The organism is Coriobacteriia bacterium (assembly GCA_041658765.1).
Lineage (GTDB): Bacteria > Actinomycetota > Coriobacteriia > Anaerosomatales > JBAZZO01 > JBAZZO01.
In genome coordinates this window covers 26,273-48,892 of record JBAZZO010000010.1, presented here as the reverse complement: position 1 = coordinate 48,892, position 22,620 = coordinate 26,273, and the positions used below count along the sequence as shown (strand labels likewise).

General features: G+C 70.5%; 23 protein-coding genes. 13 read left to right on the top strand and 10 right to left on the bottom strand.

The genetic code is table 11. The annotated features are described in order from the left end of the window. The first annotated feature begins 4 nt into the window (after positions 1-4). The 4 genes from WC971_07205 (at position 5) to WC971_07190 (ending at position 4,557) form a co-directional block, all read left to right on the top strand. Entirely contained in the window at positions 5-1,057 is a 1,053-nt protein-coding gene (locus tag WC971_07205; GenBank protein ID MFA5844601.1) for a GNAT family N-acetyltransferase, read from the top strand. 1 nt (position 1,058) lies between these two features. Then, positions 1,059-2,810, top strand: a complete 1,752-nt coding sequence (locus WC971_07200; protein ID MFA5844600.1) for a polysaccharide deacetylase family protein — start codon at positions 1,059-1,061, stop codon at positions 2,808-2,810. Positions 2,811-2,902: 92 nt separating this feature from the next. Further along, positions 2,903-3,763 (top strand): class I SAM-dependent methyltransferase, encoded by an 861-nt coding sequence (locus tag WC971_07195; protein MFA5844599.1) that lies wholly within the window; start codon positions 2,903-2,905, stop codon positions 3,761-3,763. Next, entirely contained in the window at positions 3,760-4,557 is a 798-nt protein-coding gene (locus tag WC971_07190) for a class I SAM-dependent methyltransferase (GenBank protein ID MFA5844598.1), read from the top strand. Before WC971_07195 ends, WC971_07190 begins: the two co-directional genes overlap by 4 nt. Here WC971_07190 and WC971_07185 read toward each other — a convergent pair whose 3' ends face one another. The 3 genes from WC971_07185 to WC971_07175 are packed head-to-tail and all read right to left on the bottom strand — an operon-like array spanning position 4,558 to position 9,013. Then, positions 4,558-5,742 (bottom strand): glycosyltransferase, encoded by a 1,185-nt coding sequence (locus tag WC971_07185; protein MFA5844597.1) that lies wholly within the window; start codon positions 5,740-5,742, stop codon positions 4,558-4,560. It lies immediately after the preceding gene. Continuing rightward, on the bottom strand, positions 5,730-6,686 hold the full coding sequence (locus WC971_07180) for a lysylphosphatidylglycerol synthase transmembrane domain-containing protein (GenBank protein MFA5844596.1): 957 nt from the start codon (positions 6,684-6,686) through the stop codon (positions 5,730-5,732). Before WC971_07180 ends, WC971_07185 begins: the two co-directional genes overlap by 13 nt. Beyond that, positions 6,683-9,013 (bottom strand): glycosyltransferase family 39 protein, encoded by a 2,331-nt coding sequence (locus WC971_07175; GenBank protein MFA5844595.1) that lies wholly within the window; start codon positions 9,011-9,013, stop codon positions 6,683-6,685. Before WC971_07175 ends, WC971_07180 begins: the two co-directional genes overlap by 4 nt. A gap of 104 nt (positions 9,014-9,117) precedes the next feature. On the opposite strand from WC971_07175, the gene WC971_07170 reads away from it, so the two are divergent. The 4 genes from WC971_07170 (at position 9,118) to WC971_07155 (ending at position 13,246) form a co-directional block, all read left to right on the top strand. Next, positions 9,118-9,963 (top strand): sulfide/dihydroorotate dehydrogenase-like FAD/NAD-binding protein, encoded by an 846-nt coding sequence (locus WC971_07170; GenBank protein MFA5844594.1) that lies wholly within the window; start codon positions 9,118-9,120, stop codon positions 9,961-9,963. 44 nt (positions 9,964-10,007) lie between these two features. Then, the gene (gltA, locus tag WC971_07165) at positions 10,008-11,375 is read left to right on the top strand and encodes an NADPH-dependent glutamate synthase (protein MFA5844593.1); all 1,368 of its coding nucleotides are present in this window, start codon (positions 10,008-10,010) and stop codon (positions 11,373-11,375) included. Between the two features lie 87 nt (positions 11,376-11,462). After that, positions 11,463-12,206, top strand: a complete 744-nt coding sequence (locus tag WC971_07160) for a LytTR family DNA-binding domain-containing protein (GenBank protein MFA5844592.1) — start codon at positions 11,463-11,465, stop codon at positions 12,204-12,206. After that, a complete protein-coding gene (locus tag WC971_07155) occupies positions 12,206-13,246 on the top strand; it encodes a hypothetical protein (GenBank protein ID MFA5844591.1) in 1,041 nt (346 codons plus the stop codon). Before WC971_07160 ends, WC971_07155 begins: the two co-directional genes overlap by 1 nt. Here WC971_07155 and WC971_07150 read toward each other — a convergent pair. From WC971_07150 to WC971_07130, 5 genes are all read right to left on the bottom strand, one after another. Further along, positions 13,243-13,539 carry a hypothetical protein gene (locus WC971_07150; protein MFA5844590.1) on the bottom strand — a complete coding sequence of 99 codons (297 nt, stop codon included), beginning with the start codon at positions 13,537-13,539 and terminating at the stop codon, positions 13,243-13,245. The two genes, WC971_07155 and WC971_07150, sit on opposite strands and share 4 nt — an antisense overlap. A 176-nt stretch (positions 13,540-13,715) precedes the next feature. Beyond that, positions 13,716-14,120, bottom strand: coding sequence for a hypothetical protein (locus tag WC971_07145; protein ID MFA5844589.1), 405 nt, complete (start codon positions 14,118-14,120; stop codon positions 13,716-13,718). Between the two features lie 130 nt (positions 14,121-14,250). Beyond that, complete coding sequence (locus WC971_07140; protein MFA5844588.1) at positions 14,251-14,661, bottom strand: hypothetical protein; 411 nt, start codon at positions 14,659-14,661, stop codon at positions 14,251-14,253. A 221-nt stretch (positions 14,662-14,882) separates the two neighbouring features. Then, on the bottom strand, positions 14,883-16,247 hold the full coding sequence (locus WC971_07135) for a PFL family protein (GenBank protein ID MFA5844587.1): 1,365 nt from the start codon (positions 16,245-16,247) through the stop codon (positions 14,883-14,885). Positions 16,248-16,256: 9 nt separating this feature from the next. Next, entirely contained in the window at positions 16,257-16,532 is a 276-nt protein-coding gene (locus WC971_07130) for an ACT domain-containing protein (protein MFA5844586.1), read from the bottom strand. Positions 16,533-16,637: 105 nt separating this feature from the next. Between WC971_07130 and WC971_07125 the strand changes: the two genes are divergently transcribed. Next, positions 16,638-16,850, top strand: a complete 213-nt coding sequence (locus WC971_07125) for a DUF951 domain-containing protein (GenBank protein MFA5844585.1) — start codon at positions 16,638-16,640, stop codon at positions 16,848-16,850. 7 nt (positions 16,851-16,857) lie between these two features. On the opposite strand, the gene WC971_07120 is transcribed toward WC971_07125, so the two are convergent. Continuing rightward, positions 16,858-17,697: a hypothetical protein gene (locus tag WC971_07120; protein ID MFA5844584.1), complete on the bottom strand. Its 840-nt coding sequence runs from the start codon at positions 17,695-17,697 to the stop codon at positions 16,858-16,860. Then, positions 17,694-18,821 (bottom strand): CapA family protein, encoded by a 1,128-nt coding sequence (locus WC971_07115; GenBank protein ID MFA5844583.1) that lies wholly within the window; start codon positions 18,819-18,821, stop codon positions 17,694-17,696. The genes WC971_07120 and WC971_07115 overlap by 4 nt, the downstream gene beginning before the upstream one ends. A 218-nt stretch (positions 18,822-19,039) precedes the next feature. On the opposite strand from WC971_07115, the gene WC971_07110 reads away from it, so the two are divergent. Genes WC971_07110 through WC971_07095 form a run of 4 tightly spaced genes read left to right on the top strand, consistent with a single transcriptional unit; the run spans position 19,040 to position 22,616 of the window. Beyond that, positions 19,040-19,345, top strand: coding sequence for a hypothetical protein (locus tag WC971_07110; GenBank protein ID MFA5844582.1), 306 nt, complete (start codon positions 19,040-19,042; stop codon positions 19,343-19,345). 2 nt (positions 19,346-19,347) lie between these two features. After that, positions 19,348-21,516 (top strand): V-type ATP synthase subunit I, encoded by a 2,169-nt coding sequence (locus tag WC971_07105; protein ID MFA5844581.1) that lies wholly within the window; start codon positions 19,348-19,350, stop codon positions 21,514-21,516. Further along, a complete protein-coding gene (locus WC971_07100; protein MFA5844580.1) occupies positions 21,513-22,019 on the top strand; it encodes a V-type ATP synthase subunit K in 507 nt (168 codons plus the stop codon). The genes WC971_07105 and WC971_07100 overlap by 4 nt, the downstream gene beginning before the upstream one ends. Before the next feature lie 3 nt (positions 22,020-22,022). Next, complete coding sequence (locus WC971_07095) at positions 22,023-22,616, top strand: hypothetical protein (GenBank protein MFA5844579.1); 594 nt, start codon at positions 22,023-22,025, stop codon at positions 22,614-22,616. Positions 22,617-22,620 lie beyond the last annotated feature (4 nt).

Genomic DNA, 22,620 nt, shown 5'->3' with positions numbered 1-22,620 from the left:
CGGGATGAAGGCATTCGTCGAGCTGACTCCCGAGTACGAGGACGCTTGGCGGACGTTCGTGGAGCGGACCGCCGGCGCCGGCCCGTACCACCACCTGGAGTGGGAGCGTCCGGCGGCCGTTCTCGGGCAGATCCCGCGCCATCTTCTCGCCCTCGACGGCGACGCCGTGAGCGGCGTGCTTCCCCTGTACGAGACTGGCCCGCGCCGTGCGCGGAAGCTCGTCTCCGTGCCCGCGCGGGACAGGGGCGGCCCGCTCGCCGCGGACGAAGCGAGTGCTAGGGGACTCGTCGAGGCCGCGGTGTCGCTCGGGGAGCGCGCAGGAGCGCGCCACGTCGAACTGCGTTCGGTCGGAGGGTTGCCCCCCGCGGTGGTCGCCGGATTCGAGGAGCGTCGCCACTATTCGACGTCGGCCATCGACCTTGCGGGCCGTGACGCCGGGAGTCTGTGGGCGGGGCTAGACTCGGACGAACGCGCTTCGGTGCGAAAGGCCGAACGGTACGGCGTCGAGACCGGTTGGGAGACGGACGCGTCCGCGATGCGTGCGTTCTACGGCGTCTTCCTCCGGACGAGGAGGAGACTCGGAGTGCCCCCCTACCCGCTCGAGTTCTTCGAAGCGATGAGGTCGGCCCTCGTCCCCGCCGGTCTCGCGCGGCTGGTGCTGGCTCGCGTGGACGGGCAGGCGGTCGGTGGGGTGATCGTCCTCGTCTCGGGCGGCAGGGCGGTGTACGGCTACGTCGCGGCCGATGAGCGCTTCTCCAAGATGCACATCGGCGACCTGCTCGTGTGGCGATGCCTGGAAGCCGCGGTCGAGGAGGGGCTCGCCGTGTTCGACTTCGGGGCCAGCTCGCCATACCAGACCGGTCTTCGGGCGTTCAAGGCGAAATGGGGCGGGCAAGAGGTCGACCTTCCGAGCTACCGGCGCGTCCTGGCCGGGCGGCCCCTTCCCGAGCGCGACAGCAACGCTCCCGGGTTCCGGTTCGCGCGCAGGGCTTGGAGCTGTCTTCCGCTGTGGCTGACGCGGCTCGCAGGTGCGCCCATCGCGAGACGGGCGGACTGACATGGCGCCGCAGGTCACGGTAGTCGCCTCGCCCGGGTCGCTCGCCGGGCTCCTGACGGTCCTGCAAGCCGAAGGGTTCGCTGTCGCTGTCGACGGAGACGTCGGCGGATCCGCGCCGCGCGTCGCGATGAAGGACGCAGCGGTACTCCTGACGGCGGACGCCGCGGTCGCCGCCGAGGCGTCCGCGCTCGTCGTCGTCCTCGACGAAGGCGGCCGGTTGGCGCAGCTCGCCTCCGATCGCGGGGTCTGCGACGTCACCGGCCGTCTTTCCGCGGACTTCGCGGAGATCCGCTGGGCGGACCGTTCGCGTGCGGGGGCGACGTTGCGGGAGTACGGACTCGATCCAGCCAGGGTGCCGATCCGCGGGATAGCCGTGTGCGAGCCGCGGCGGGACGCGGAGGTGCTCGCGGTCTTCGAGACAGAGGGTGCGGTGCTGCCCGCATCGATCCGATCCGGCAGCACGGTGGTGGTCGCCTTCGACGCGGGGCGGTCCATGGCGGACCTGCTCTCCGAGGCGTACGCGCAGCGAGATTCCGGGGCGATCCCGTTGCCCGGGTTCCTCGCGGCTGCGTACCGCCATGCGCCGTGGCGGTTGAGGCTGCTCGCGTACTCGAGACTCCTGCGGTCCTTGCGGCGTGACGTCGAGGCGAGCGCGAGGTTCTCGACCAAGTCTCCCATCGAGCCGTCCGGTTTCTCCCTGCAGAGTCTCGTCGTCGAGGCCTTGGATTCAGTCTCGGGAACGGTGCCCCGGGTCTGGAGATGGCCGTCGGCGGCGGGTTCCGCCGTGTGTCTCACACACGACATCGAGCCACGCAGGTTCGCTTTCGAGAAGGGCCTGCCCCGACTCCTCGACGAGTTGCGCGCCGCGGGGGTGCGCTCGTCTGTCGACGTCGTGGCGGATCCTGGATTCCCGCTCCCGCGCGAGACGCTGCGCCGCGCTGCGGGGGACGGACACGAGATCGTCTCTCATGGCCTGCGCCACGACGCGTCGTTCTTCGGTATCGCACCCGACCAGCGGGCCGTGGAGGTGCGGGTCTCCGTGGATCGGTTGCGCTCGACCGTCGGTGCGCCCGTGCGCGGTTTCCGGGCGCCGTGGCTCATGCGCACGCCCGACCTGCCCGCCGCGCTCGAGGAGGCGGGGCTCGCATACGGGTCGTCCACGGTGGACGCCGATACCTCCCTCAAGGCGGGCTGGCACGGTACGGGCGTCGGCTACCTCCTGCCCTTCCACCCCTTCGGGCTCGTCGGCAGGCACGGGATCCTCGAGCTTCCGGTCTGTGGCCCACAGGACATGGAGCCTGTCTTCGCCGGACTGTCGGTCGGCGAAGCCGAGGACGTCTTCGCGCGCAAGATCGGGTGGGTCCGCGATACGGCTTCGCTCGGGGTCATGCTGGTACATGCGGGAGTCTACGGCCGGGACGACCTGGAGACCCGGATGCGCCTTCTGCGCCGCGTGATCCTGGAGACGTCAGGTGAGGACGTGTGGCGCGTCCCGATGGGAGAGGTCGCCTCGTGGTGGATCGCCCGGGAGGAGGTGCTCGCCGTGCCCGCGCGGAACGGAGGTCCGGTGCGCGTCGTCAACCGGGGAGCGACCGGGATCGATGGGGTGACCCTGGCGTGGCCCGACGACGCCGCGCCCGAGAGCGTGGCGGTCGGTGGCGTCGGCCTTCCTCTGGTGCGGCGTGCGGGTCGCGTTCTCGCGGTCCTGCCGGTCTTGCCGCCGGGGTCGAGCACCGAGGTGATTTGCGGATGAGCGCCGAGACACGCCTGGCGTGTCCGGTCGACCACTCGCCGCTAGATCACGCGTCCGATACGGCGACCTGTCCGTCGTGCGGGAGACGTTTCGTGTCGACGGACGGGATCTGGCGGTTGCGCACCGGCACCGGCGGAGCGGCCGGGGTGGACGAGGTCGAGGCCTGGTTCGACGAAAGAGCCGAGCACATCGGCGACGAGCAGGTGCTGCGCGGCTTCTCCTCGAGATGGCACGAGCGGCTCTTCGAGATCGATGTGGCGGCGGTCGAGCGTCTGCTCGAGCCCGGTCCCGGCGACGTGCTGCTCGACATCGGATGCGGCAACGGTCTGTTCCTGGGTCGCCTCGCGCATCGTGTCTGCGAGGCGATCGGCGTCGACCTGTCGGCGAGCATGCTGCGCCGCGCCCGAGCGAACATCGGCGATGCCGGCGTCGTGTTGGCGCAGGCCGAGGCCGCGGCCTTGCCGATAGCGGATGGGAGCGTCGACCGGGTCGTGAGCATCGAGATGCTGCACTACCTCACGCTGCCCGAGGTCGTCGTCTTCCTGGCCGAGGTCCGGCGCGTGCTGTGTGGGGGAGGTCGAGTGTTCCTCGGCGGCATTCCCCTGAGGGGCAGCCTCCGCGCGGTGGAGGCCGCCATCGGCCATGCTGTCGCGGGGGCATTCCACCTGCACCTCTCCGACACGTACTTCAGCCGCGTGCCCACGACGCGCTTCAGGTTGCGCGAAGTGACCGAAGCGGCTCGAGCCGCGGGGCTCGAAGTCGTCGAGGCGGGCACGATGCACCATACGCTGCCGTCCGGACGCGTTCCCGGCCTCGGGCGCCTGGTCCCGCTTCGACTCCAGCACGTCCTCGCCCCGCTCGATTACCGGGCGTGCGTCCCGCTTGCGAGCGACACGGCCTACTGCGTCCTGCGGCGTTCCGAAGTCGACAACGGGACGGCGGCCACGCCGTGAGCCGCCACGGCGGGATCGACCTGCCCGACACGGGGGAGCGCACCCATCCTCCGAAGCCCGGTGAGCGACCGTCGCTGTGGTGGACGCGTCACCTTGCGCGATACGAGTTCGCGGCGCGGCAGGCCTCCTTGGGCGCCCGCGTTCTCGACGATGGATGCGGTACCGGATACGGCACGGCTCTTCTGGCCGAGCGTCTGAGGGGGACGACGGTCGGGGTCGACGTCTCGGAAGACGCGATCGGCTTCGCGCGCGGGTCGTTCGCTTCGCCGGACGTTCGTTTCGAGGTGGCGGACGCCGCGCGGCTCCCGTTCGAGGACGCGGTTTTCGAACTGGTCGTCTCGGTCGAGGTCGTGGAGCATCTCGAGCGGCAGGAAGCCTACCTCGACGAAGCGCGTCGCGTGCTGGTCCCCGGTGGGACGCTCGTGCTCACCACGCCGAACGGCACATGGATGCGTGAGGCCGGGCATCCCGAGAACCCCTTCCACACCCACGAGTTCTCACACGATGAGTTGGGGGACGCACTTCGCGCCCGGTTCGGCGATGTCGTGGTGTACGGCGAGTCCGTCGCCGACGCCGACGCGGAGGGCTACCAGGCCAGGGTAGACGGCATCCGGAGCCGGCTTCCCGGGCCGCTGAAGGCCCTGACGACGCGGCTGCGGCCCGATGGGCTGGTCGTGCGTCTCGCGCGCGCCGTGCTCGTCGGCGGGCCGCCGCCCCTGCGAGTCGAGGACGTGATCTTCAGCGAGGACGGCGCGAAGGGCGCCGCGTACTTCCTCGCCGTCGGCAGGCGCTGACTAGCGGCCGGTCTTCCGCGAGGCGAGCGCTTCGTAGAGCGCCTCGATGCGGCCGATCACGCCGCGCTGGTCGAAGAGACTCTCCGGCTCGAGGTCGGGCTCGCGGCGGCCCGGCTGCGGATGCGCAAGCGCCCGCGCGAGTGCGTCGACGAGGTCGCAGACGTCTCCTGGATCCACCACGCTGCTCCTCGGGTTCAGCGCCGCCACCTCGGCGGAACCCCCGACGCGGGTCGTGACGACCGGCAGACCGACCGCGGCGGCTTCCATGAGGCAGACGGGGAGACCCTCGCTCCAGCTCGGCAGGACGAGGACGTCGGCGGCGTCCATCCAGCGCGGCAGCTTCTCGTGCGGCACCCCGCCGAGGACGGTCACGCTCCCGGCCGCGATCTCGGTCACGAGGCGATCATGCACGAAGTCGGTGAGCGGTCCTCCCCCTGCCAGGACGAATCGCGCGTCCGGAACGGTGGCGAGGACTTGCGGGATCGCTTCCACGAGGAAGGGGATGCCCTTCCGCTCGGTGAGGTCTCCGACGAAGAGCGCCAGCGGCACGTCCGCCGCGAGTCCCTCTTGCTCGCGGGCGAGAACGCGATCGCCGGGGACGAAGATCCGGGTGTTGGCTCCGACGGGCCACCGGTGCACCGACGCGGCGGGCGCCGAGAACTCGCTGACGATGATCTCCTCCAGCTCCTCGCTCACCGCGATGGTCGCGTCGACGTGCCGGAGCGTGAAGCCGGTGAGGAAGTGAGCGATGCGCGAGCCTTCGGTCGCGAGGACGATGTCGGCCCTGTGGGCGGTGACGACGACGGGCCGGCGGAGGAGGTACCGGCCTGCCAGCAGGGCGATGAGGCCGGTCGGTATCACCCAGTGCCCGTGGAGGACGTCGCACCTCTCGCGGCGTCCGATCCAGACGGCGGCGGCGAGACCCGAGACGAGCAGTGTGGCGACCCGGAGCACGGGGATCCTCTCGTACTCCCCCAGCAGGTGTTGCGCCGACCAGAAACGGAAGCGGCGCACGGTCACGTCCCCGTCCCGTTCGAGGAGAGGGTCGTCGGAGAACAGGCGCGGCGCGAGGACCGTCACGTCGTGCCCGGCCGCCGCGAGGGCCTCGGCGTGGTCGCGGATGAAGACGCCGAGCGTCGGCGTTCGATGTGTGGGATACGAGGTGGTGAGCATCAGGACTCGCACGGGACCTCCTCGTCTCCTCTATCGGCCGGCCGCTTGAAGAGCAAGAGCGCGAGACCGAAGACGGCGGGTAGAGCGGCGATCACGCGGAGCAGGAAGATCGAGAGCAGCGCCACAGCGGCCGGCTCGCCGAAGCGCGCGAACGACCAGACGATCACCGCTTCGGCGGAGCCGAGGCCGGCGAGCGTGAGCGGGAAGAGGTAGGCAAGGTTGGTGAGCGGACCGATGACCATCACCCAGGCCCAGGGGATGGCTTCGGTGAACACGCGGTACACGCAATACAGGTCGGCGAAGCCGATGACCCACCCGGCGAGCGCCATGCCCAGCAGCACGGTCCTCCTGCGTGGCGACAGCGTGGCTCCTGCGAGCATGCGCTCGGGATCGAGATGGACCCGGAACAGCGCGGTGGTGACGCGGTCCAGCGTCCGCCAGGGCACGATGCGCGGCACGGTGTAGACGATCGACAGGGCGACGGCGAGTGCGCCGAAGAGCGCCGCGGCGTAGGGCACGTGCAGCGACAATGCGGCGGGAGCGCCGAAGAGGAAGAGGGCGAGCGCGCCCGCGACCTTGTCGATCATGCTCGACGCAAGGAGCTCCTCGCGCACGCCGTACCATCGGTAGCCGTAGTAGCACTTGGCGAAGTCGCCCCCCGAGGCTGGCAGGAAGGTGTTCAGCGCCGACCCGACGACGGTTAGCGCGAGCGCTTGACGGTAGCGGAGGCGGGCGCCGTCCTGGTTGACGACGAGGAGCCACCGCCAGGCGTTGAGCGCGACGCTCGCGGCGACGAGCGCGACGGCGGGCGCGAGGAAGCGCGCGTCGGCCTCGCGCAGGGCCTCGCGCATGTGCCCGATGTCGGCGAGTCGCAGGAGGTAGAGAAGGACGAGCGCGGACACGGCGGCCTTGAGCAGCGAGCCTCTGTCGATGCGGCGTCGCGTGGGAGCACTCATGGCGACGGCGTCGTCTCGCGAGAGAGCGCGTCTTCCACTATCGCGCGGACGAGCCGCATCTCGGAACGGTTGTCTGTGAGCTGCGCGTGCCACACCAGGTTGTACCCGATCCAGTAGATGCGCCCCTTCCCCAAGGGCTGCATCAGGATCGCCGGCTTGCCCGCGATCCGGGCGAGCACGCGGACGGGCGTCGTCACGCGCACGGGTTCGTAGAGAGCGCCGAACCATCGGCCGCCTCCCTCGTCGACGAAAGGAGCGGCGGCGATCCGGCCGAGTCCAGGATGGCGCTCGACGAACCACGGCGCGACGGTGAGCGGCGCATCGGGTTCGACGCCGCCTCGTCGGATGAGGGTGCCGAAGAGGATGGTGTCGGAGAGGACGAAAGGCGGGTCGCCCATGTTGCGCGATGCGTCGAGGATCAAAGAGCCGCCGTCGCGCACGTATCGCGCGAGTAGGCCCTCGATGCGGTCGCGCTCGTGCCATCTGACGCCGTACGCGGCGACCACGGGGTATCGTGCCAGCTGCTCGGGGGTGAACGCATCGAGGTAGGCCGTGCCGACCCAGCCGTACTGTCCCGCGTCGAAATCGAGGTAGATGCCGTATCCGGTGAGCCTCTCGAGGTAGTTCTGCCACGATCGGCCGAGATAGAGGACGCGCGGCAAGGGGCGGGGCCGGGCGCCGGGACGACGCCGGAGGACGGTGACCCCTTGCGCCGCGTCGACGGCGTCGTACCCCTTGAACGGCTTGGAGCGGGTCGTCACGTAGTACGCCGCGGCGTTCTTGTCCAGTTCGTGGTCGAACGCCGTGAGGTTCGTGAAGAACGGCATGGGCCGAGCAGCCGAGCCGAGATACCAGCTGGTGAGCGGCCAGAGGTCGGAGTAGACGGTCTCGGAGGAGACGCCGGGGTCGTGCTTCACGAGCCATCGCGCCGTCGATCTGGCCCCGGCGACGAGGTAGTCCGGCGTTCGCGACGTGTGCGCGGCGTTGAGCGCGACGGAGGCGAGTACGAGCGCGACGAGCGGTGCGGACAGCCACACGGCGGCAGTCGATCGGTGCGCGCCTCCCGCCGTCCGCGCGCGCGGGTCGCCGAGCGTCTTGGACCAGGAGTCCCAGCCGAGCAGGCACAGGAAGACGAGCGTCGGCGCGACCATGATCACGTAGCGCGGTACCCGGAAGAGGTCCAGGGCGTGGAAGTCCGCGTACGCGAGGGCCCAGGCGATCATGACCCCGGCGAGTGCGGTTCCCCGCGGGGTGCGCGGGTCCGCGCCGTCGAGGTCACGCGGGCCGACCCATCTCCACACGAGGTAGATGACTATCGGTATGAGGAACTGGCCGGCGAAGAGCCCGCCCTTGACCAGCCCGTATCCGAGCCCGGCGACCGCCGCAGCCGATAGGAGAATCCGGCTCCACGGGAGCCGGGACCGGTTCGGCGGCAGGACGCGCGAGATCAGGCCCGCGGCCGCCCCGACCACGATGAGCCAGGCCAACGGCGAGACCGGTGACGGGAGCACCAGCGCTGCGAGCGACTTGGCCTGTGCCGCGAAGCCGGTCCCGAGCAGGCCGGCCGCTGTGACCGGTGTGACCGCCGACGTGTCCTGGACCGCTCCGAGTGCCACGGCGAACGGGAAGAGCATGTCGGCGAAGCGACGGTGGTAGAAGACCCCCGCCGGCACGTACGTCGCGATGGCGAGCGCGATCGCGCCACCGATGCGGCCTGCGTCGCGGAACGGGCGCGCTCGGAAGACGAGCCACAACAGCATGGGGAACGCGAAGAGCAGGGCCGTGTAGCGAGTGAGGACCGCGAGGACGAAGACGGGCGCCGCCGCCAGGTACCAGCGGCTGTCCTCCTCGGTCGCTTTGGTGAGGAAGACCAGGGCCCACATGCTCAGGCCGACTGACGCGAAGTCCGTGTAGCCGGTCCCGATGTAGTCCCAGAGCGGCGGGAAGGCGAGCAGGGCGAGAGCTCCTGTCGCCGCCTTGGGCGCGGAGAACCGGCGCAGCAGCAGCAGGTAGAACGCGACGATCGCCGCGAGCGAGAGAGCCGCGTCGGCCCACTGGACGACCGCGGCGTTGCGCGCGGTGAACCGGAAGACGAGAGAGACCAGGAACGAGAGGAACGGCGGGCGGTGCAGCTCGGTGTACCCGACGCCCTTCCCGGCGAACTCGGCGGCGTTGACCAGGAAGGCGTACGAGTCCCAGCCGGGACCGACGCGGACCTGAGCGAGCGTCTTGAACGCGATCAGCGTTCCCGCCGCCAAGCCTGTGAGGGAGAGCATCTCGACCCGCAACGTGGCGCGGGAGCGGCGGGGTCGTGGCGCGCGCGGCATGGGTTATCGGGCCCCTCCATCCTGGGGCGGGTCGCCCCCGGTCCATGCTACCATGCTCACACGTCGCCCAAACTGAGGCGGGGACCGCTTCCAGGGAGCCCGGGTTGTTCGAAGTGGTGCACAAGCGCCGTCTCTCGGAGGCGGTCTTCGAGATGGGGGTGTCCGCCCCTCTCGTCGCGCGCAAGGTGCGCGCCGGCCAGTTCCTCATGCTCCGTATCGACGAGACGGGCGAACGCGTGCCGCTCACGTTCTCCGACTGGTCGGTGGAGCAGGGGTGGGTCCGCTTCATCTTCATGGTGGTGGGCAAGACCACCCGCAAGCTCGCGTCGCTCGACACCGGTGACTCGATCGCCGACGTAGTCGGACCGCTGGGAACGCCGACGAGCGTCGGGGGGCTCGGCCGGGTCGCCGTCGTCGGCGGCGGGGTCGGCGCCGCGGTCGCCTATCCCGTTGCGCGGGCGATGTGCGCCGCGGGCGCTCGCGTGACGGTCGTGCTCGGCGCGCGCAGCGCCGACCTCCTCATACTCGAGGACGAGTTCCGTGCCCTGCCGCTTGAAGGCCTCGTCGTCTGCACCGACGACGGCAGCGCCGGCCGGAAGGGGCTCGTGACCACTCCGCTGAAGGAGCTGTGCGAAGCGGGGACCATCGACCATGCCATGGCGATCGGCCCCGCGGTGATGATGAAGTTCTGCGCGGCGACCACCCGCGAACACGAGGTGCCGACCACGGTCAGCCTGAACCCCATCATGGTCGACGGCACCGGGATGTGCGGCGCCTGCCGGGTGACGGTCGGCGGTGTCACGCGATTCGGTTGCGTGGACGGGCCCGACTTCGACGGGCACGAGGTCGACTTCGAGGAGCTCATGAGCCGTCAGCGCGTCTACGTCGACGACGAGCGCGAGGCGGACGCCGACTACCAGCGGGAGTGCGCGTGCCGACCGGCGACGTGACGGGGCCGGGTCGCCGCCGGGCCTCGAAGGAGCCGCGCAATCCGATGCCGGAGCGCGATCCGCTCCTGCGTGCGGCCGACTTCGACGAGGTCTCGCTCGGATACGACGCGGCGACAGCCCTGGCGGAGGCGGAGCGGTGTCTCCAATGCGCGAACCCGACATGTATCGCCGGCTGTCCGGTGCAGGTCGACATCAAGTCGTTCATCGCAAGGATCCTCGACGACGACCCGGCGGGGGGCGTCGCGGTCCTCAAGGAACGCAACGCCCTGCCGGCGGTCTGCGGCCGCGTCTGCCCGCAGGAGGAGCAGTGCGAGGCGGCATGCGTGCTCGCCCGCAAGGGCGAGCCGGTCGCCATCGGACGCCTCGAGCGGTTCCTCGGCGACTTCGACCTCGCCTGCGACCTCGAGCACCGGTGCGTCCCCGTGCTCGGCGCGGACACCGGCCGCCGTGTCGCGGTCGTCGGCTCCGGCCCCGCCGGGCTCGCGTGCGCCGGCGAACTGCGCCGTCTCGGTCATGCCGTCACCGTCTTCGAAGGCCTGCACGCGGCGGGCGGCGTGCTCGTCTACGGCATCCCCGAGTTCAGGCTCCCGAAGGCGATCGTCGCGGCGGAGATCGAGGCGCTGCGGATCTCCGGAGTCGAGATCGTGCTCGACACGGTCGTCGGCGCCACGGTGACGGTCGACGAGCTTCTCGGGGAGTCGGGCTTCGACGCCGTCTTTCTCGGCAACGGGGCGGGCCTTCCGGTCTTCATGGGCATCCCCGGCGAGAACCTCAACGGTGTCTACTCAGCGAACGAGTTCCTCACCAGGGTGAACCTCATGCGCGCCTACGACTTCCCGCACCACGACACCCCGGTGCTGCGCGGCCGGCACGTGGCGGTGGTCGGCGGCGGCAACGTCGCCATGGACTCCGCGCGGACCGCTCTCCGTCTCGGCGCGGACGCGGTCTCCCTCGTCTACCGGCGCAGCGTCGAAGAGATGCCGGCGCGACGCGAGGAGGTGCATCACGCCGAGCAGGAGGGCGTGGTCTTCGAGACGCTCTGCTCTCCGGTCGAGGTGGTCGGCCGCGACGGCTGGGTGACCGGACTCACCGCGACGCGCATGGAGCTCGGAGAGCCCGATGCGTCCGGGCGCAGGGCGCCGATGTGCGTGCTCGGCAGCGAGTTCACCCTGGGATGCGACACGGTGGTCATGGCGATCGGAACGCGCGCGAACCCTCTGCTGACCGGGGCGACGCCCGGTCTCGAACTCGACGGGCGAGGTTACGTGATCGCGGGCGAGGACGGCGAGACCAGCCGCCCCGGCGTCTTCGCGGGCGGCGACATCGTGACCGGTTCGGCGACGGTCATCCTCGCGATGGGGGCGGGCAAGAAGGCCGCGCGCGCGATAGACGCCCGGCTCAACGCGCCATAGCATGGTCCGCGTGGTTAGTTGTGGGTGACGTGCGGTATACTCCGGGGCGACGTGCGGTTCACTGGGGGAGACGGAAGGGCGGGACCGATGGACACGGCCGTCAATGTCCTGGTCGTCGACGACGACACCTCGATCGTCGAGATGATTCGGCTCGGTCTCGAGACCGACGGGATGAAGGTCTACGGCGCCGGTGACGGCGCCGAGGCGCTCGACATCATCGGCCGTGAGACGATAGACGTCGTCATCCTCGACATCATGATGCCCAGGGTCGATGGTTGGATGACCCTGATGGAGATCCGCAACAACCCGAACACGGCGCACCTCCCGGTCATCATGCTCACCGCCAAGACGCAGGACCTCGCGAAGATCCTCGCGTTCAAGCAGGGCGTCCAGCAGTACGTCACCAAGCCGTTCAACATCCTCGAACTCTCCGCGCGCGTGAAGAGCCTCGTGCGCAACAGGCCGCGTCCCGTCGAGGGCGACGGCGGTGCCGAGGGCGAGTTCCGTAAGCTGGCCGTGCGCAAAGGCGGCCGCACGGTGCTCCTCTCCATCGACGACGTCGTCTACGTCTCGGCGAAGAACAAGTCGACGTACGTCCACACGTTCGAGAACCAGTACCTGGTCGATCTCACGGTGAGCGAGCTCGAGGAGAAGCTGTCCAAGGAGTCGTTCAACCGGATCCACCGCAGCTACATGATCAACCTGAACCGGATCAAGGAGATCCTGCGCGCCGACGGCGGGTATGCGGTCGTCGTGGCCGATCGCGACGAGACCCAGATCCCGGTCGCGCGGCGGCAGGTGCGAGGGTTCCGCGAGGCGGTCGGCATCTGATGACTCGCGCCGCCCGGTCCGCCCGCGCACGGTTCGCGGCGGCGGCCACCGTGGCGCTGCTCTCCCTACTGGCCCTCTCCCCGTCCGCCCGCGCCGATCGCACGGTCGGCCTGTCGACGGGCACGTTCGAGTTCCATGTGGCGTCGGGGCAGTCGGGCGAGGGCACGCTCGAGGTGACGAACGACGGAGACGAGCCGCTAAAGGTCCTCGTCTATGCCGCGAACCAGACTGTCGACGCGAAGGGCAATCCGCGATACGTGGCTCCCGACCGCAACGACCCGGAGACGTTCCTCCGTTCGCCTGCGTCCTGGCTCGTGATCAAGGTGCCCGAGCAGACGAAGACGATCGGCAACACACCCTATCTGGAATTGGATCCCGGCCAGCGCGTGCCGGTGGAGTTCTCGTTCACCGTCCCCGCCGGCGTGGCCCCCGGCGACCATCAGGTGCTCCTCTTCTTCGAGATGTTCGACCTGCCGAAGGACAGTCCCGGTGTCTCGTCGAACGTCGCCGGCCGTCTCGGCGCCCGGATCCGCTTCCGCGTCGAGGGCGTCGTCGCGCAGCGTATCGAAGTGCGGCCGTTCGTGGTGCGCAACCTGCTGATAGGCGACAGGCTTCCCTACGTCTTCGACGTGTACAACCTGGGCAACGTCGACACCGTGGTCGACGGTTCCCTCACGGTCTGGGACGGCAACGAAGTGGAGCGCGTCCGGCGGGGTGTGCTGGAGTCGTCGCCCGTGTACGCGGGGACGAACATCGAACGCTCGGGGAAGCTGGGACTTCGCGGTCTCGCTCCCGGGCGATACACCGTACGTCTGGTCGTGTCGTACGCGCGGGAGGGTGCCGCTCCCGGCGAGCTGCCCGTCGAGGTGAGGAAGACGCGCACGGTCTGGGTGGTGCCGCTGTGGCTTGCCGTCGCCGTCTCGGTCGTGGCCGGGGGGCTGGCCTTGTGGCTGGCGTGGCGCGGCGCGGTGAGATCCGCCGCCAGGCAAGCGGAGAAGCGCGCGCGCAAGGCCGAGCAGGCGGGCGGGGGGATCTCCTAGTCGAGCGCGAGCGCGAAGCCGGTCGAACCGGCCGGCAGCGGGATGTTCTTCCACTCTCCCGATGTCGGCGCACCCTCCACGGTGCGCGCGCCCTGCGGGGTCTCCAGGGTGAGGTGCCACCCGGCGTTGGCCCGCACGAGCACGGCGGTGTCGGTGAGGCGGAAGACGGCGCTAGGGCGGATCGTCGCGGAGACGGAGACCGAACCGGCGGAAGAGGCGATGGCGGACGGCACGGTGCCGAGCGCCAGTGCGAGAGCGAGCACCACGACCGTCGTGACCCGCGTCCTCCGCATCGCTCGCACCTCCCCGAGACCAGGTTATCCGCTCATCCTTACACACTCTCCTATCGGCAGACGAACGGCTGAGATTAGCGCGGAGCGGTCATTCTAGCGCGACGAAACGACGAGCGGTCGCTCGGAGGCGACCGTTCGGCGGGACGATGCGAGATGCGGGCGATAGCGCCAGGACGCTACTGGGGGACGACGGTGTAGCGGATCGAGCCGGCGTGAGACGAGCCGGGCGTCGCCGTCCAAGGCATCGCGACCACGACGGTGTCCGTGTACGTGCGGGTCGGCGGGCCGGTCCTGGGCTTCGCGCCCACGCCGGGACCGCTGACCGACAGCCCCATCGTCTCCGGAGAGCTCTCGATCACATCCCGGGTGATGGTGTACGCGTTGTTGTACGTGACCGAGAGTTGGACGGTGGCCGTGGCGCTCTTGCCGGGGTCGAGCGAGCCGACCGCCCATGAGGTGGGGGTGACGGAGACGGTGAGCTGACCCGTGGCCGCGGAGGAGACCACGCCGGCCTGGGCCGGCGGCACTGCGGCGGCGAACGCGAGAAGCGCGGCGAGCGCCAGAACCGGCTTCCAGCCCACCTGGTCACCTCCCATGCTCGAGTCCATCGCGACCTCGCGGACAAGTATCCGCCATCGGGCTTCCACGCGCACGGACGCCCGCCCCGAGAAGCGGGAGCGGGCGTCCGGGGAGAGGTAGGTACTGCGCGGGCTAGTTCTGCGCCGCGGTGTAGACGATCGTCGTGTTGGCCGTGCTGCTCGCGCTGACCGACCACGGGAGCGTCAAGCCGTAGGTGTCGGTGAACGCGTTCCCCGCGCCCTTGGTGCCGGCGGTCGAGAGCCCGAGGGAGGTGGTGAGCCCCATCGCGGCGTCGGCGGTCTTGTTCTTCGTCACGGTGAAGTCCTTGTTCGAGTCGACGTTGAGCGAGACGTTCTTCGTCGCCTGGGCCACTCCCGGGTCGACGTTGCCGAAGTCGACCGTGGTGGTGGAGACGGTCATCGTGATCTTCGGGTTGGCGAACGCCGTGACCGCCACGCTCTCCGGGTTGGCTGCCATCGCGAACGCGACGATTCCGAACATCGCGACGGCGACCACCGTGGCGACCAGCAGGGCTCTCTTCATGTCCGTTCCCTCCTTGTGGGGCACGCACCCGGTGGGTGCGTCTGCAAGCTTTCTTTGGCGTGCTGGACCCCACTAGTGCATCAAGCGAGCCACGACCCGTATATACGGGTGCTGTTCCGCCGTTCGGCAAGATACCGTGACGGGTGGCACAATGTATGCCGCGAACGCCGACGAGCGGACGCTCCGGCGACAGACGGTGTGGAAGGAGATGGGCCTGGCCCTCAGTTGCGGAGGCTGCCCAAGGGGGCCGGGAAGCGTCCGCCGCGGTGCGCGAGCACGCTGCCCGCCCAGCCGTTGACGGCCATCACCGGCGCGGCGCCGAGGAGGCCGCCGAACTCGACGCGGTCGCCGACGCTCTTGCCGGGCGCCGGGATCAGGCGGGCCGCGGTCGTCTTGTGGTTGATGACGCCGATGGCGCAGACGTCCGAGATGACGGCGGCGATGGTCTCCACCGTGGTGTCGCCCGGCACGGCGATCATGTCGAGGCCGACCGAGCACACGCTCGTCATCGCTTCGAGCTTCTCGATGGTCAGCGCGCCCGACTCGACCGCCCGGATCATCCCCGCGTCCTCCGAGACCGGGATGAACGCGCCGGAGAGGCCCCCGATGCTGCTCGTGCCCATCGCGCCGCCCTTCTTGACGGCGTCGTTGAGGAGCGCGAGCGCGGTGGTCGTGCCGGGGCCGCCGCACCGCTTCACGCCGATGGCTTCGATGATGTCGGCGACACTGTCGCCCTCCGCGGGGGTCGGCGCGAGCGAGAGGTCGACGATGCCCATCGCGACGCCGAGGCGCTTCGCCGCCTCGCGAGCGATGAGCTCGCCGGCGCGGGTGATCTTGAACGACGTGGCCTTGATCGCCTCGGCTACCGTGGTGAGGTCCGCGTCCTCGGGAAGGGCGCGCACGACGGCGCGCACCGCGCCGGGGCCCGAGATGCCCACGTTGACGACGGCGTCCCCTTCGCCCGAGCCGTGGACGGCGCCCGCCATGAACGGGTTGTCCTCGACCATGTTGCAGAAGACGACGAGCTTCGCGCAGCCGATCGCGTCCCGCTCGGCGGTGAGAGCGGCGGCCTCCTTCACGACCTCGGCCATGCGCAGGACGGCGTCCATGTTGATCCCGGCGCGCGTGGAGGCGACGTTCACGGACGAGCAGACGCGCTGGGTCGCCGCGAGAGCGCGCGGGATGCTGTCGATGAGCCGGCGGTCGCCGTCGCCGACGCCCTTGTGCACGAGCGCGGAGAAGCCGCCGATGAAGTCGACGCCGACCTCGCTCGCGGCGCGGTCCATCGCCTCGGCGAGAGGCGTGAGGTCCTCCTCGCGGCAAGCGGCCGCAAGATGCGCGGCGGGCGTGACGGAGATGCGCTTGTTGACGATGGGGATCCCGTACTCGCGCTCGAGGGCCTCGGCCACCGGCACGAGCCTCGCGGCACGCGCGGTGAGGCGGTCGTAGACGCGCCGCGCCATCTCGGGCAGCGAGTCGGTCGCGCAGTCCATCAGCGAGATGCCGAGCGTCACCGTGCGGATGTCGAGGTGCTGCTGTGTGATCATCAGCAGCGTCTCGCGGATCTCCTCCGGGCTGATCTGCATGCTCTCCCCCTACACGCGGTGCATGTAGCGGAAGACGTCCTCCCGCTGGAGCGTTATCTGCAGGCCGAGCTCGCCCGCGACGGCGGCGAGGCGCGCCTGGACCCCGTCGAACGGGGTGCGGTCCTCGTCCACCGTGACGAGCATCGTCATGGAGAAGACCCCCGAGATGATCGTCTGCCGGATGTCCTCGATGTTGGAGCCGGTCTCGGCGAGCGCGGCCGAGACGCCCGCGACGATCCCGACGCGGTCCTCGCCGAGCACCGAAAGTATGGCGCGTGTCTGCATGGGGGATGCCTCCTCGGTCGACTCACCGGCGCGGCGCGCCGAAGGCGGGTGACGTGTCCCCACAGGCTATACTCTAGTAACGGCTCCCTCAAGCGGAGGATACGGATGCCCGTCCCGATAACGCCCGTTCGCTCCGGCGACGTCGTGAAGCTGAAGAAGGCCCACCCGTGCGGCGCGAACGAGTGGGAGGTCTGGCGCGTGGGGATGGACATCGGGTTGGCGTGCCTCGGCTGTGGCCGCAAGGTGCGGCTGCTGCGATACGACTTCGACCGCCGGTTCCGCGGCTACCTGCGTCGAGCGGGCGAAGGCGCCGAGTAGGGTCGCGCTACGAGCCGCCGATGCGCTCGATCCGTCCGGGGACCCGCATGCGGTTCAGCTGCACGTGCACGTGGTCGCCGCCGTTGTCGGTGTATCCCGCCAGCTGGTGGTGGACCCGGTTCGAGAGGAGCCGCACTGCCGCTATCCGTGTCGTCCCGGCATCGACCCGTTCCCCGGCCCGGACTCTGACGCCGGTGATGTGGATCAGCACCACGTCCACCTCCGGCCAGCCGTCCGGCTGGATATGGACCTCGACGTCGGGCCAGCGGTCGTAGAGCTTGTACGGGTGGACGGCGAGGACCTTGCCGCTCACGGGCGAGTAGACGGGGGTGCCCGCGTCCGCGCCCACGTCCGCCGCGGTGTCCGGGAAGCCGCGCCTGCCGCTCCGCCAGAGCCTGAGGACGTCACCGCGGAGGACCGCGGGGTCGTCCTGCTCAGCCCCGTAGACCTCCGCCGCGTCCGTCGCGGGCGTCACCGTCGCGAGGGCGCCACGCGGCGCTCCCGCTTCGGGCAGGAGCGAGGTGATCGGGAACACGTTCTTCCCCGAAGCCTGGTGGTATGCGATGCGCGTGACGTCCTGTGGGCGGACGGGCAGGCGCAGGGGGAGGCTGCGGTACGTCGCGAACAGCGGTGTCGGCGTCTCGATGGTCTCGACGACCACGGCGCCGGTCGCAGCACGGCTCACTACCGCTCGTGCCGCTCGCGCCGGACGCGGTGGCTTCGAGGGAAGACGGGTGAGGACGAGCGCGCCGCCGCCGAGCGCGAGCACCACGCACGCGGCGATCACGAACGGCTCGGGACGCCGGGCCTTGCGGGGCTGCACGCGGGGGAGCGGGGTCTCGTTCATCGCGCGACCTCGGCGCGGTCGCCGGAGATGACGATCCGGGTCCCGCGCGCGGCGCTCAGCCGGCGAAGGCGCTCGAGGATCCTCTGCGCGGCGGTGCCGGTGACGACGGCCGGCGCGCCGTGGCCGTCGAGGTAGACCGGGACGATCCCGACCGACCCGACCCCGCTCGGACCGACCTCGGCGGTGAGGACGAACGCCTCGCCGGTCTCGCGGGAGTAGTGGTCGAAGACGAAGTCGCCCAGAGAGTAGGCGATCAGCCCGCCGTGGTACCTCTCGACGCCCTGGATGACGTGGGGGTGGTGTGCGAGCACGAGGTCGGCCCCGGCGTCGATGGCCCTGCGGGCGTCCCGCACCTGTTCGGCCGTCGCGTCGGGACTGTACTCGACCCCCCAGTGGAAGGAGACGACGACGTAGTCGGCGCGCCGCTTCGCCGCCCGAACGGCGGCGGCGACCTCGCCGGGGCGTCCCCGTCCCGGCGCGAGCCCGGGGCTGTCCGCGTCGGCGACGAACCCCGGCGGCAGCACGTGGCTGAAGGCGAGGTAGGCGACTCTGGCGCCGCGGCGGCTCACAAGAGCCGGTCGCCGTGCGGCGGCCGAGTCGGCCCCTGCTCCGGCGTGCGCGATCCCGGCCTCGTCGAGCGTCGAGACGGTGTCCGTCAGGGCGATGCCGCCGTAGTCGAGGACGTGGTTGTTCGCGAGCGAGATGAAGTCGAACCCGGCCGCGCGCAGTCCCGCGACCGCGCGGGGATCCCCGCGGAAGGTGACGTCCTTGCCCGGGAACCTCTCTCCGCGGACCGAGAGCGGGCTCTCGAGGTTGCCGGCCGTCACGTCCGCGCGGGCGAGGAGCCCGGCGACGCTCGCGAGCGGGGCCGCGCCCCCACGGTCGCGCACGAGCAGGGCGACGTTGCGGTCGAAGATCATGTCTCCGACCCCGGCGACCGTCAGTGTCGCCGCAACGGCGGGTACCGGCGCCGTCACCGGAGCGCTCGTCGGATGCGAGACGGTGGACGACGCGGGAGAGGGTGTCGGCGATGCGGCGCGCGAGACGGGAGGCGCGGCGTCGGGCGTGGGGCCACGGCTGCGGCGCGCCCAGGCCAAGGAGCCGAGGCCGATGACGATAGCCATCGATAGAAGGGTGAGGACCAGGGCCGCCCGGGTGCGACGGCGGCGTGAGGCGTGGCGGGCCGTGCGGGTCTCGACTGTGGGGGGCATAGGCTCGCGAAGAAGACAGGCGCGAAAGCGCGGGGGGACAGACCGAAAACGAGTATACTACGCCAATCGGCGTCGGCGGTCGGTCGTGCGAGCGGACCGGGGGACCGCCGGATACCTGCAAGGGGGACCGGATGGAGAAGCTAGAGAGCATCCTGCACGCCGAGGAAGAAGGCAGGGTCCTGCTCCGCGATGCCGGCGAGGATGCAGCCCGCATCGTCGCGGAAGCTCGCGCTGAGGCGGCCGCCCTCATCGAGCGCGAGAGGGCGTCGGCACTCGCGGAGGCGTCCGGCCTGCGCGAGCGGGCGGCGCGAGAGGCGGCTTCCCAGGCGGAGGACATCGTCTCCGCCGGCGAGCGCGAGCGGACCGATCTGCTCGCCTCGGCGAAGACCCGCGTGCCCGCGGCACTCGACGCGGTCGTGCACGGACTGACGGACTGACGATGTCCGTCGCGACGATGATGCGAGTCACCATCTTCGCGCACCGGGCGCGTCTCGACGACGTGGTGGCGCGGCTCCAGCGCGCGGGCGTCATCGAGGTCACCGCCGAGCCGGTCACGCACGGCGAGGACGCCGAGGAGTTGCCGGCCGTCACGTCGGCGCCCGGCGACGAGCGTCTGCGGCGTCTCGACGAGTACGCGGCCGACGTCCACTTCTTGCGCACGTTCCTGTCCAAGTATCGGTCGTCGGAACAGCCGTTCTCCTCGTTCGTGAGCGAGAAGTTCCACATGGACGAGGCGGAGTTCCTGCGGCTGAAGCCGGACACGGGTCTCTTGGGGCTCTACCGAAGGTGCGAGGCGATCTCCGACAAGTTGGCCTCGCTCGATCGCGAGCGCGCCCGCCTCCGCGGGCTGATCGCCGACCTAGCCCCATGGGTGGGCTTCCATCTGCAGATCGCCGAATGGCGCGGGACCGAGCACGTGGTCCTCATCACCGGTACGGTGCCGGCGCACGATGGCGCGCGCATCCGCCAGGGACTGCGAGAGATCGCGGACGAGGTCACGGTCGAGGAGCTCGGCCCGGTGGGCTCGCGCTCCGCATGGGCCGTCCTCGTCCATCGCGAGTCGCTCGAAGCCGTGCGCGCGGCGCTGTCGTCCTCGGACTTCGCCGAGGTCGGATTCGCGGGACTGTCCGACTATCCCGCCGAGGAGTCCGCGCGGGCCGAGGCGAGGCTTCTGGCGATAGAGGACGACTGCGAGGCGCAGGCGAAGCGCGCCGGCGAGTTGGCCGCCCAGAACTTCGACCACGTCGTCGCGCTCGACGACGCGATCGCCACGGCCCGTGAGGCGCTCACCATCCGCGAACGGTTCGCGGAGACGGAGAGGACGTTCGTGGTCTCCGGCTGGGTGCCGGAGTCCGCCCGTCCCCGACTCGAGCGCGCGCTCGCGCCCCTGGCCGAGGAGGTCGAGATCGACCTGCGGGAACCGACGGATGAGGAGCGGCCGCCGGTCGAGCTCGAGAATCCGTGGTTCCTGCGTCCCTTCGAGACGCTCACCGACCTCTACGGAAGGCCCAGCTACGGGGGTCTCGACCCCACGCCCCTGCTCGCGCCGTTCTTCTTCCTCTTCTTCGGCATCTGCATCGGCGACGTCGGCTACGGGGTCGCCCTCATGGTCGGGGCCTGGCTCATCAAGACGCGTCTCGACGTCGCGCCGGGCGTGAAGCGCTTCATGGACCTGCTCATGATGGGCGGCGTCGCCGCGATCCTCGTCGGCGTGCCGACGGGGTCGTATTTCGCGGCGCCGGCAGACCTGCTTCCCGGGTTCTTGCGCGCGCTCATCGTGCTCGACCCGCTCAACCAGCTCCTGATCTTCCTCGCCATCACCCTCGCCCTCGGCGTGACACAGGTGGTCTTCGGCGTGCTGATCGCCGCCTACGACGCCGCACGCCACGGCGACTGGAACTCGGCGGTGCTCGACCAGCTCTCGACGCTGCTGCTCTTCGCGGCGGTCCCGGTGGGGTTCCTGCTCCCGACCGGGCGGGTCGCGGTCGTGGTGATCACGCTCGCCGGGATGATCCTCGCGAAGGGCCACGTCTTCGAGGCGCCGTGGCGGGTCGAGGGCGCGGCGACGTGGGACCGCGCGGCCGGGGTCGCTTGGACGGCGCTGCTCACGGCGTGGGTGCTCGCGCTTGCGTTCCCCGTGCCGGTGTCGCTCGGATGGCCGCTGCTCGCGGCGACGCTGGTCGGCATGTTCGTTTCGCGAGCGGTGCGCGCCGCGTTCCTCGGCACCTTGGGCGGTCTCTACGAGGTCTACGGGATGTCGGGGCTGATCGGCGACATCCTCTCGTACACCCGCCTCGCCGCACTCGGGCTCTCGGGCATGCTCGTCGGCATGGTCTTCAATATCCTCACCGGCATGTTGTGGTCGATCCGGGGAGGGGTCGTCGCGACCATCGTGGGCATCGTCGCGGGGGTCGCGCTGCTGCTCGTCGGCCACACGTTCAACGTGGTGATCAACCTGCTCGGCGCGTTCGTGCACCCGGCGCGCCTGCAGTTCGTCGAGTTCTTCAGCAAGTTCTACGAGGGCGGAGGAAAGCCGTTCTCACCGTTCCGATATCGGACGAAGTCGTTGGTCCTAAACCCGGGTGCGGGTCAGGAAGGAGGAGCGTGATCGTGAAGGATACTTTTCTAGGGCTCGCTGGTCTCGATTGGGCGTTGCTCGGTGGAGGGTTGGCCGCCATCCTCGGCGGCATCGGCTCGGCTTGGGGCATCGCGATAGCGAGCGCGACCATCTCGGGCATCGTCGCCGAGGACTCCGAGAAGTTCGGCAAGCTGCTTCCGTTGGCCGCCATGCCGGGCACGCAGGGCATCTACGGTTTCATCGCGGCAGTGCTCGTGCTCATCTTCTTCAACATCCTCGGCGGGACGTCCACGCTGACGGCGCCGCAGGGATTCAAGGTCTTCCTGGCGTGCATGCCGGTGGCCTGGGCATGCTGCGTGAGCGCTGTGTACCAGGGCCTCACCGGCGCGTCGGCCGCCGGGATCGTGGCGCGGCGCGGCGAGGACTCCGGCAAGGCGCTCATCTTCCCGGCGCTGGTCGAGACGTACGCGGTCATCTCGCTCATCGTCACCATCCTCATGCTCCTCTCGCTGCGCGCGACGTTCGGGGCGTAGGGCATGGCGCTGCAGGACATCCTGGACAGGATAGGCGCCGACGCCGCCGCGGAGGCGGGCGCCGTGCTCGATGGCGCCCGTGCGGAGGCGGAAGCCCTGGTCTCGACCGCCCGCGCGTCCGCGGAGGCCGAACGAGCGCGGATCGTGGGCGCGGCCGAGACGGCCGCCGCGCGCGACGCCGGCCGGACGGTCGCTGCCGCCCGGCTCGCCTCGCGAGACGCGACGCTGGTCGCGAAGCGCGAGCTCGCCGAGAGCGTCCTCGACGCGGCCCGCGAGAGGGTGCTAGCGCTCGACGCCGCCGCGTACGCCGCTTGGATCGCCGCGAGGGTGGCGGCCGTCTCGCGTGGCGGCGAGTCGGTGCGCGTGGGCGCGTCGGAGAGCGCGAAGGTGCGCGCCGCGCTGCCCGCCGCGTTCGCGGCGGCCGGCGCGGAAGTGACGCTCGACGCTGCGGCGGCGGACACCGATCGCGGAGTCGTCGTGCTCTCGGCCGGCGTCCGCGCGGAGATCTCGCCCGAGGCCGCCTTGGCCGACGCCCGCGAGGAGTCGCTCCTGGCAGCGGCGCGGATCCTGTTCGACGAGACCGGGGGAGGCGCCTGAGACG

Bases quoted from the DNA above. Each gene is read 5' to 3' on its own strand.
- WC971_07205 (MFA5844601.1), top strand. From the start codon at position 5: ATGAAGGCATTCGTCGAGCTGACTCCCGAGTACGAGGACGCTTGGCGG.
- WC971_07200 (MFA5844600.1), top strand. From the start codon at position 1,059: ATGGCGCCGCAGGTCACGGTAGTCGCCTCGCCCGGGTCGCTCGCCGGG.
- WC971_07180 (MFA5844596.1), bottom strand. From the start codon at position 6,686: ATGAGTGCTCCCACGCGACGCCGCATCGACAGAGGCTCGCTGCTCAAG.
- WC971_07175 (MFA5844595.1), bottom strand. From the start codon at position 9,013: ATGCCGCGCGCGCCACGACCCCGCCGCTCCCGCGCCACGTTGCGGGTC.
- gltA (MFA5844593.1), top strand. From the start codon at position 10,008: ATGCCGGAGCGCGATCCGCTCCTGCGTGCGGCCGACTTCGACGAGGTC.
- WC971_07160 (MFA5844592.1), top strand. From the start codon at position 11,463: ATGGACACGGCCGTCAATGTCCTGGTCGTCGACGACGACACCTCGATC.
- WC971_07155 (MFA5844591.1), top strand. From the start codon at position 12,206: ATGACTCGCGCCGCCCGGTCCGCCCGCGCACGGTTCGCGGCGGCGGCC.
- WC971_07150 (MFA5844590.1), bottom strand. From the start codon at position 13,539: ATGCGGAGGACGCGGGTCACGACGGTCGTGGTGCTCGCTCTCGCACTG.
- WC971_07140 (MFA5844588.1), bottom strand. From the start codon at position 14,661: ATGAAGAGAGCCCTGCTGGTCGCCACGGTGGTCGCCGTCGCGATGTTC.
- WC971_07135 (MFA5844587.1), bottom strand. From the start codon at position 16,247: ATGCAGATCAGCCCGGAGGAGATCCGCGAGACGCTGCTGATGATCACA.
- WC971_07130 (MFA5844586.1), bottom strand. From the start codon at position 16,532: ATGCAGACACGCGCCATACTTTCGGTGCTCGGCGAGGACCGCGTCGGG.
- WC971_07125 (MFA5844585.1), top strand. From the start codon at position 16,638: ATGCCCGTCCCGATAACGCCCGTTCGCTCCGGCGACGTCGTGAAGCTG.
- WC971_07120 (MFA5844584.1), bottom strand. From the start codon at position 17,697: ATGAACGAGACCCCGCTCCCCCGCGTGCAGCCCCGCAAGGCCCGGCGT.
- WC971_07115 (MFA5844583.1), bottom strand. From the start codon at position 18,821: ATGGCTATCGTCATCGGCCTCGGCTCCTTGGCCTGGGCGCGCCGCAGC.
- WC971_07110 (MFA5844582.1), top strand. From the start codon at position 19,040: ATGGAGAAGCTAGAGAGCATCCTGCACGCCGAGGAAGAAGGCAGGGTC.
- WC971_07105 (MFA5844581.1), top strand. From the start codon at position 19,348: ATGTCCGTCGCGACGATGATGCGAGTCACCATCTTCGCGCACCGGGCG.
- WC971_07095 (MFA5844579.1), top strand. From the start codon at position 22,023: ATGGCGCTGCAGGACATCCTGGACAGGATAGGCGCCGACGCCGCCGCG.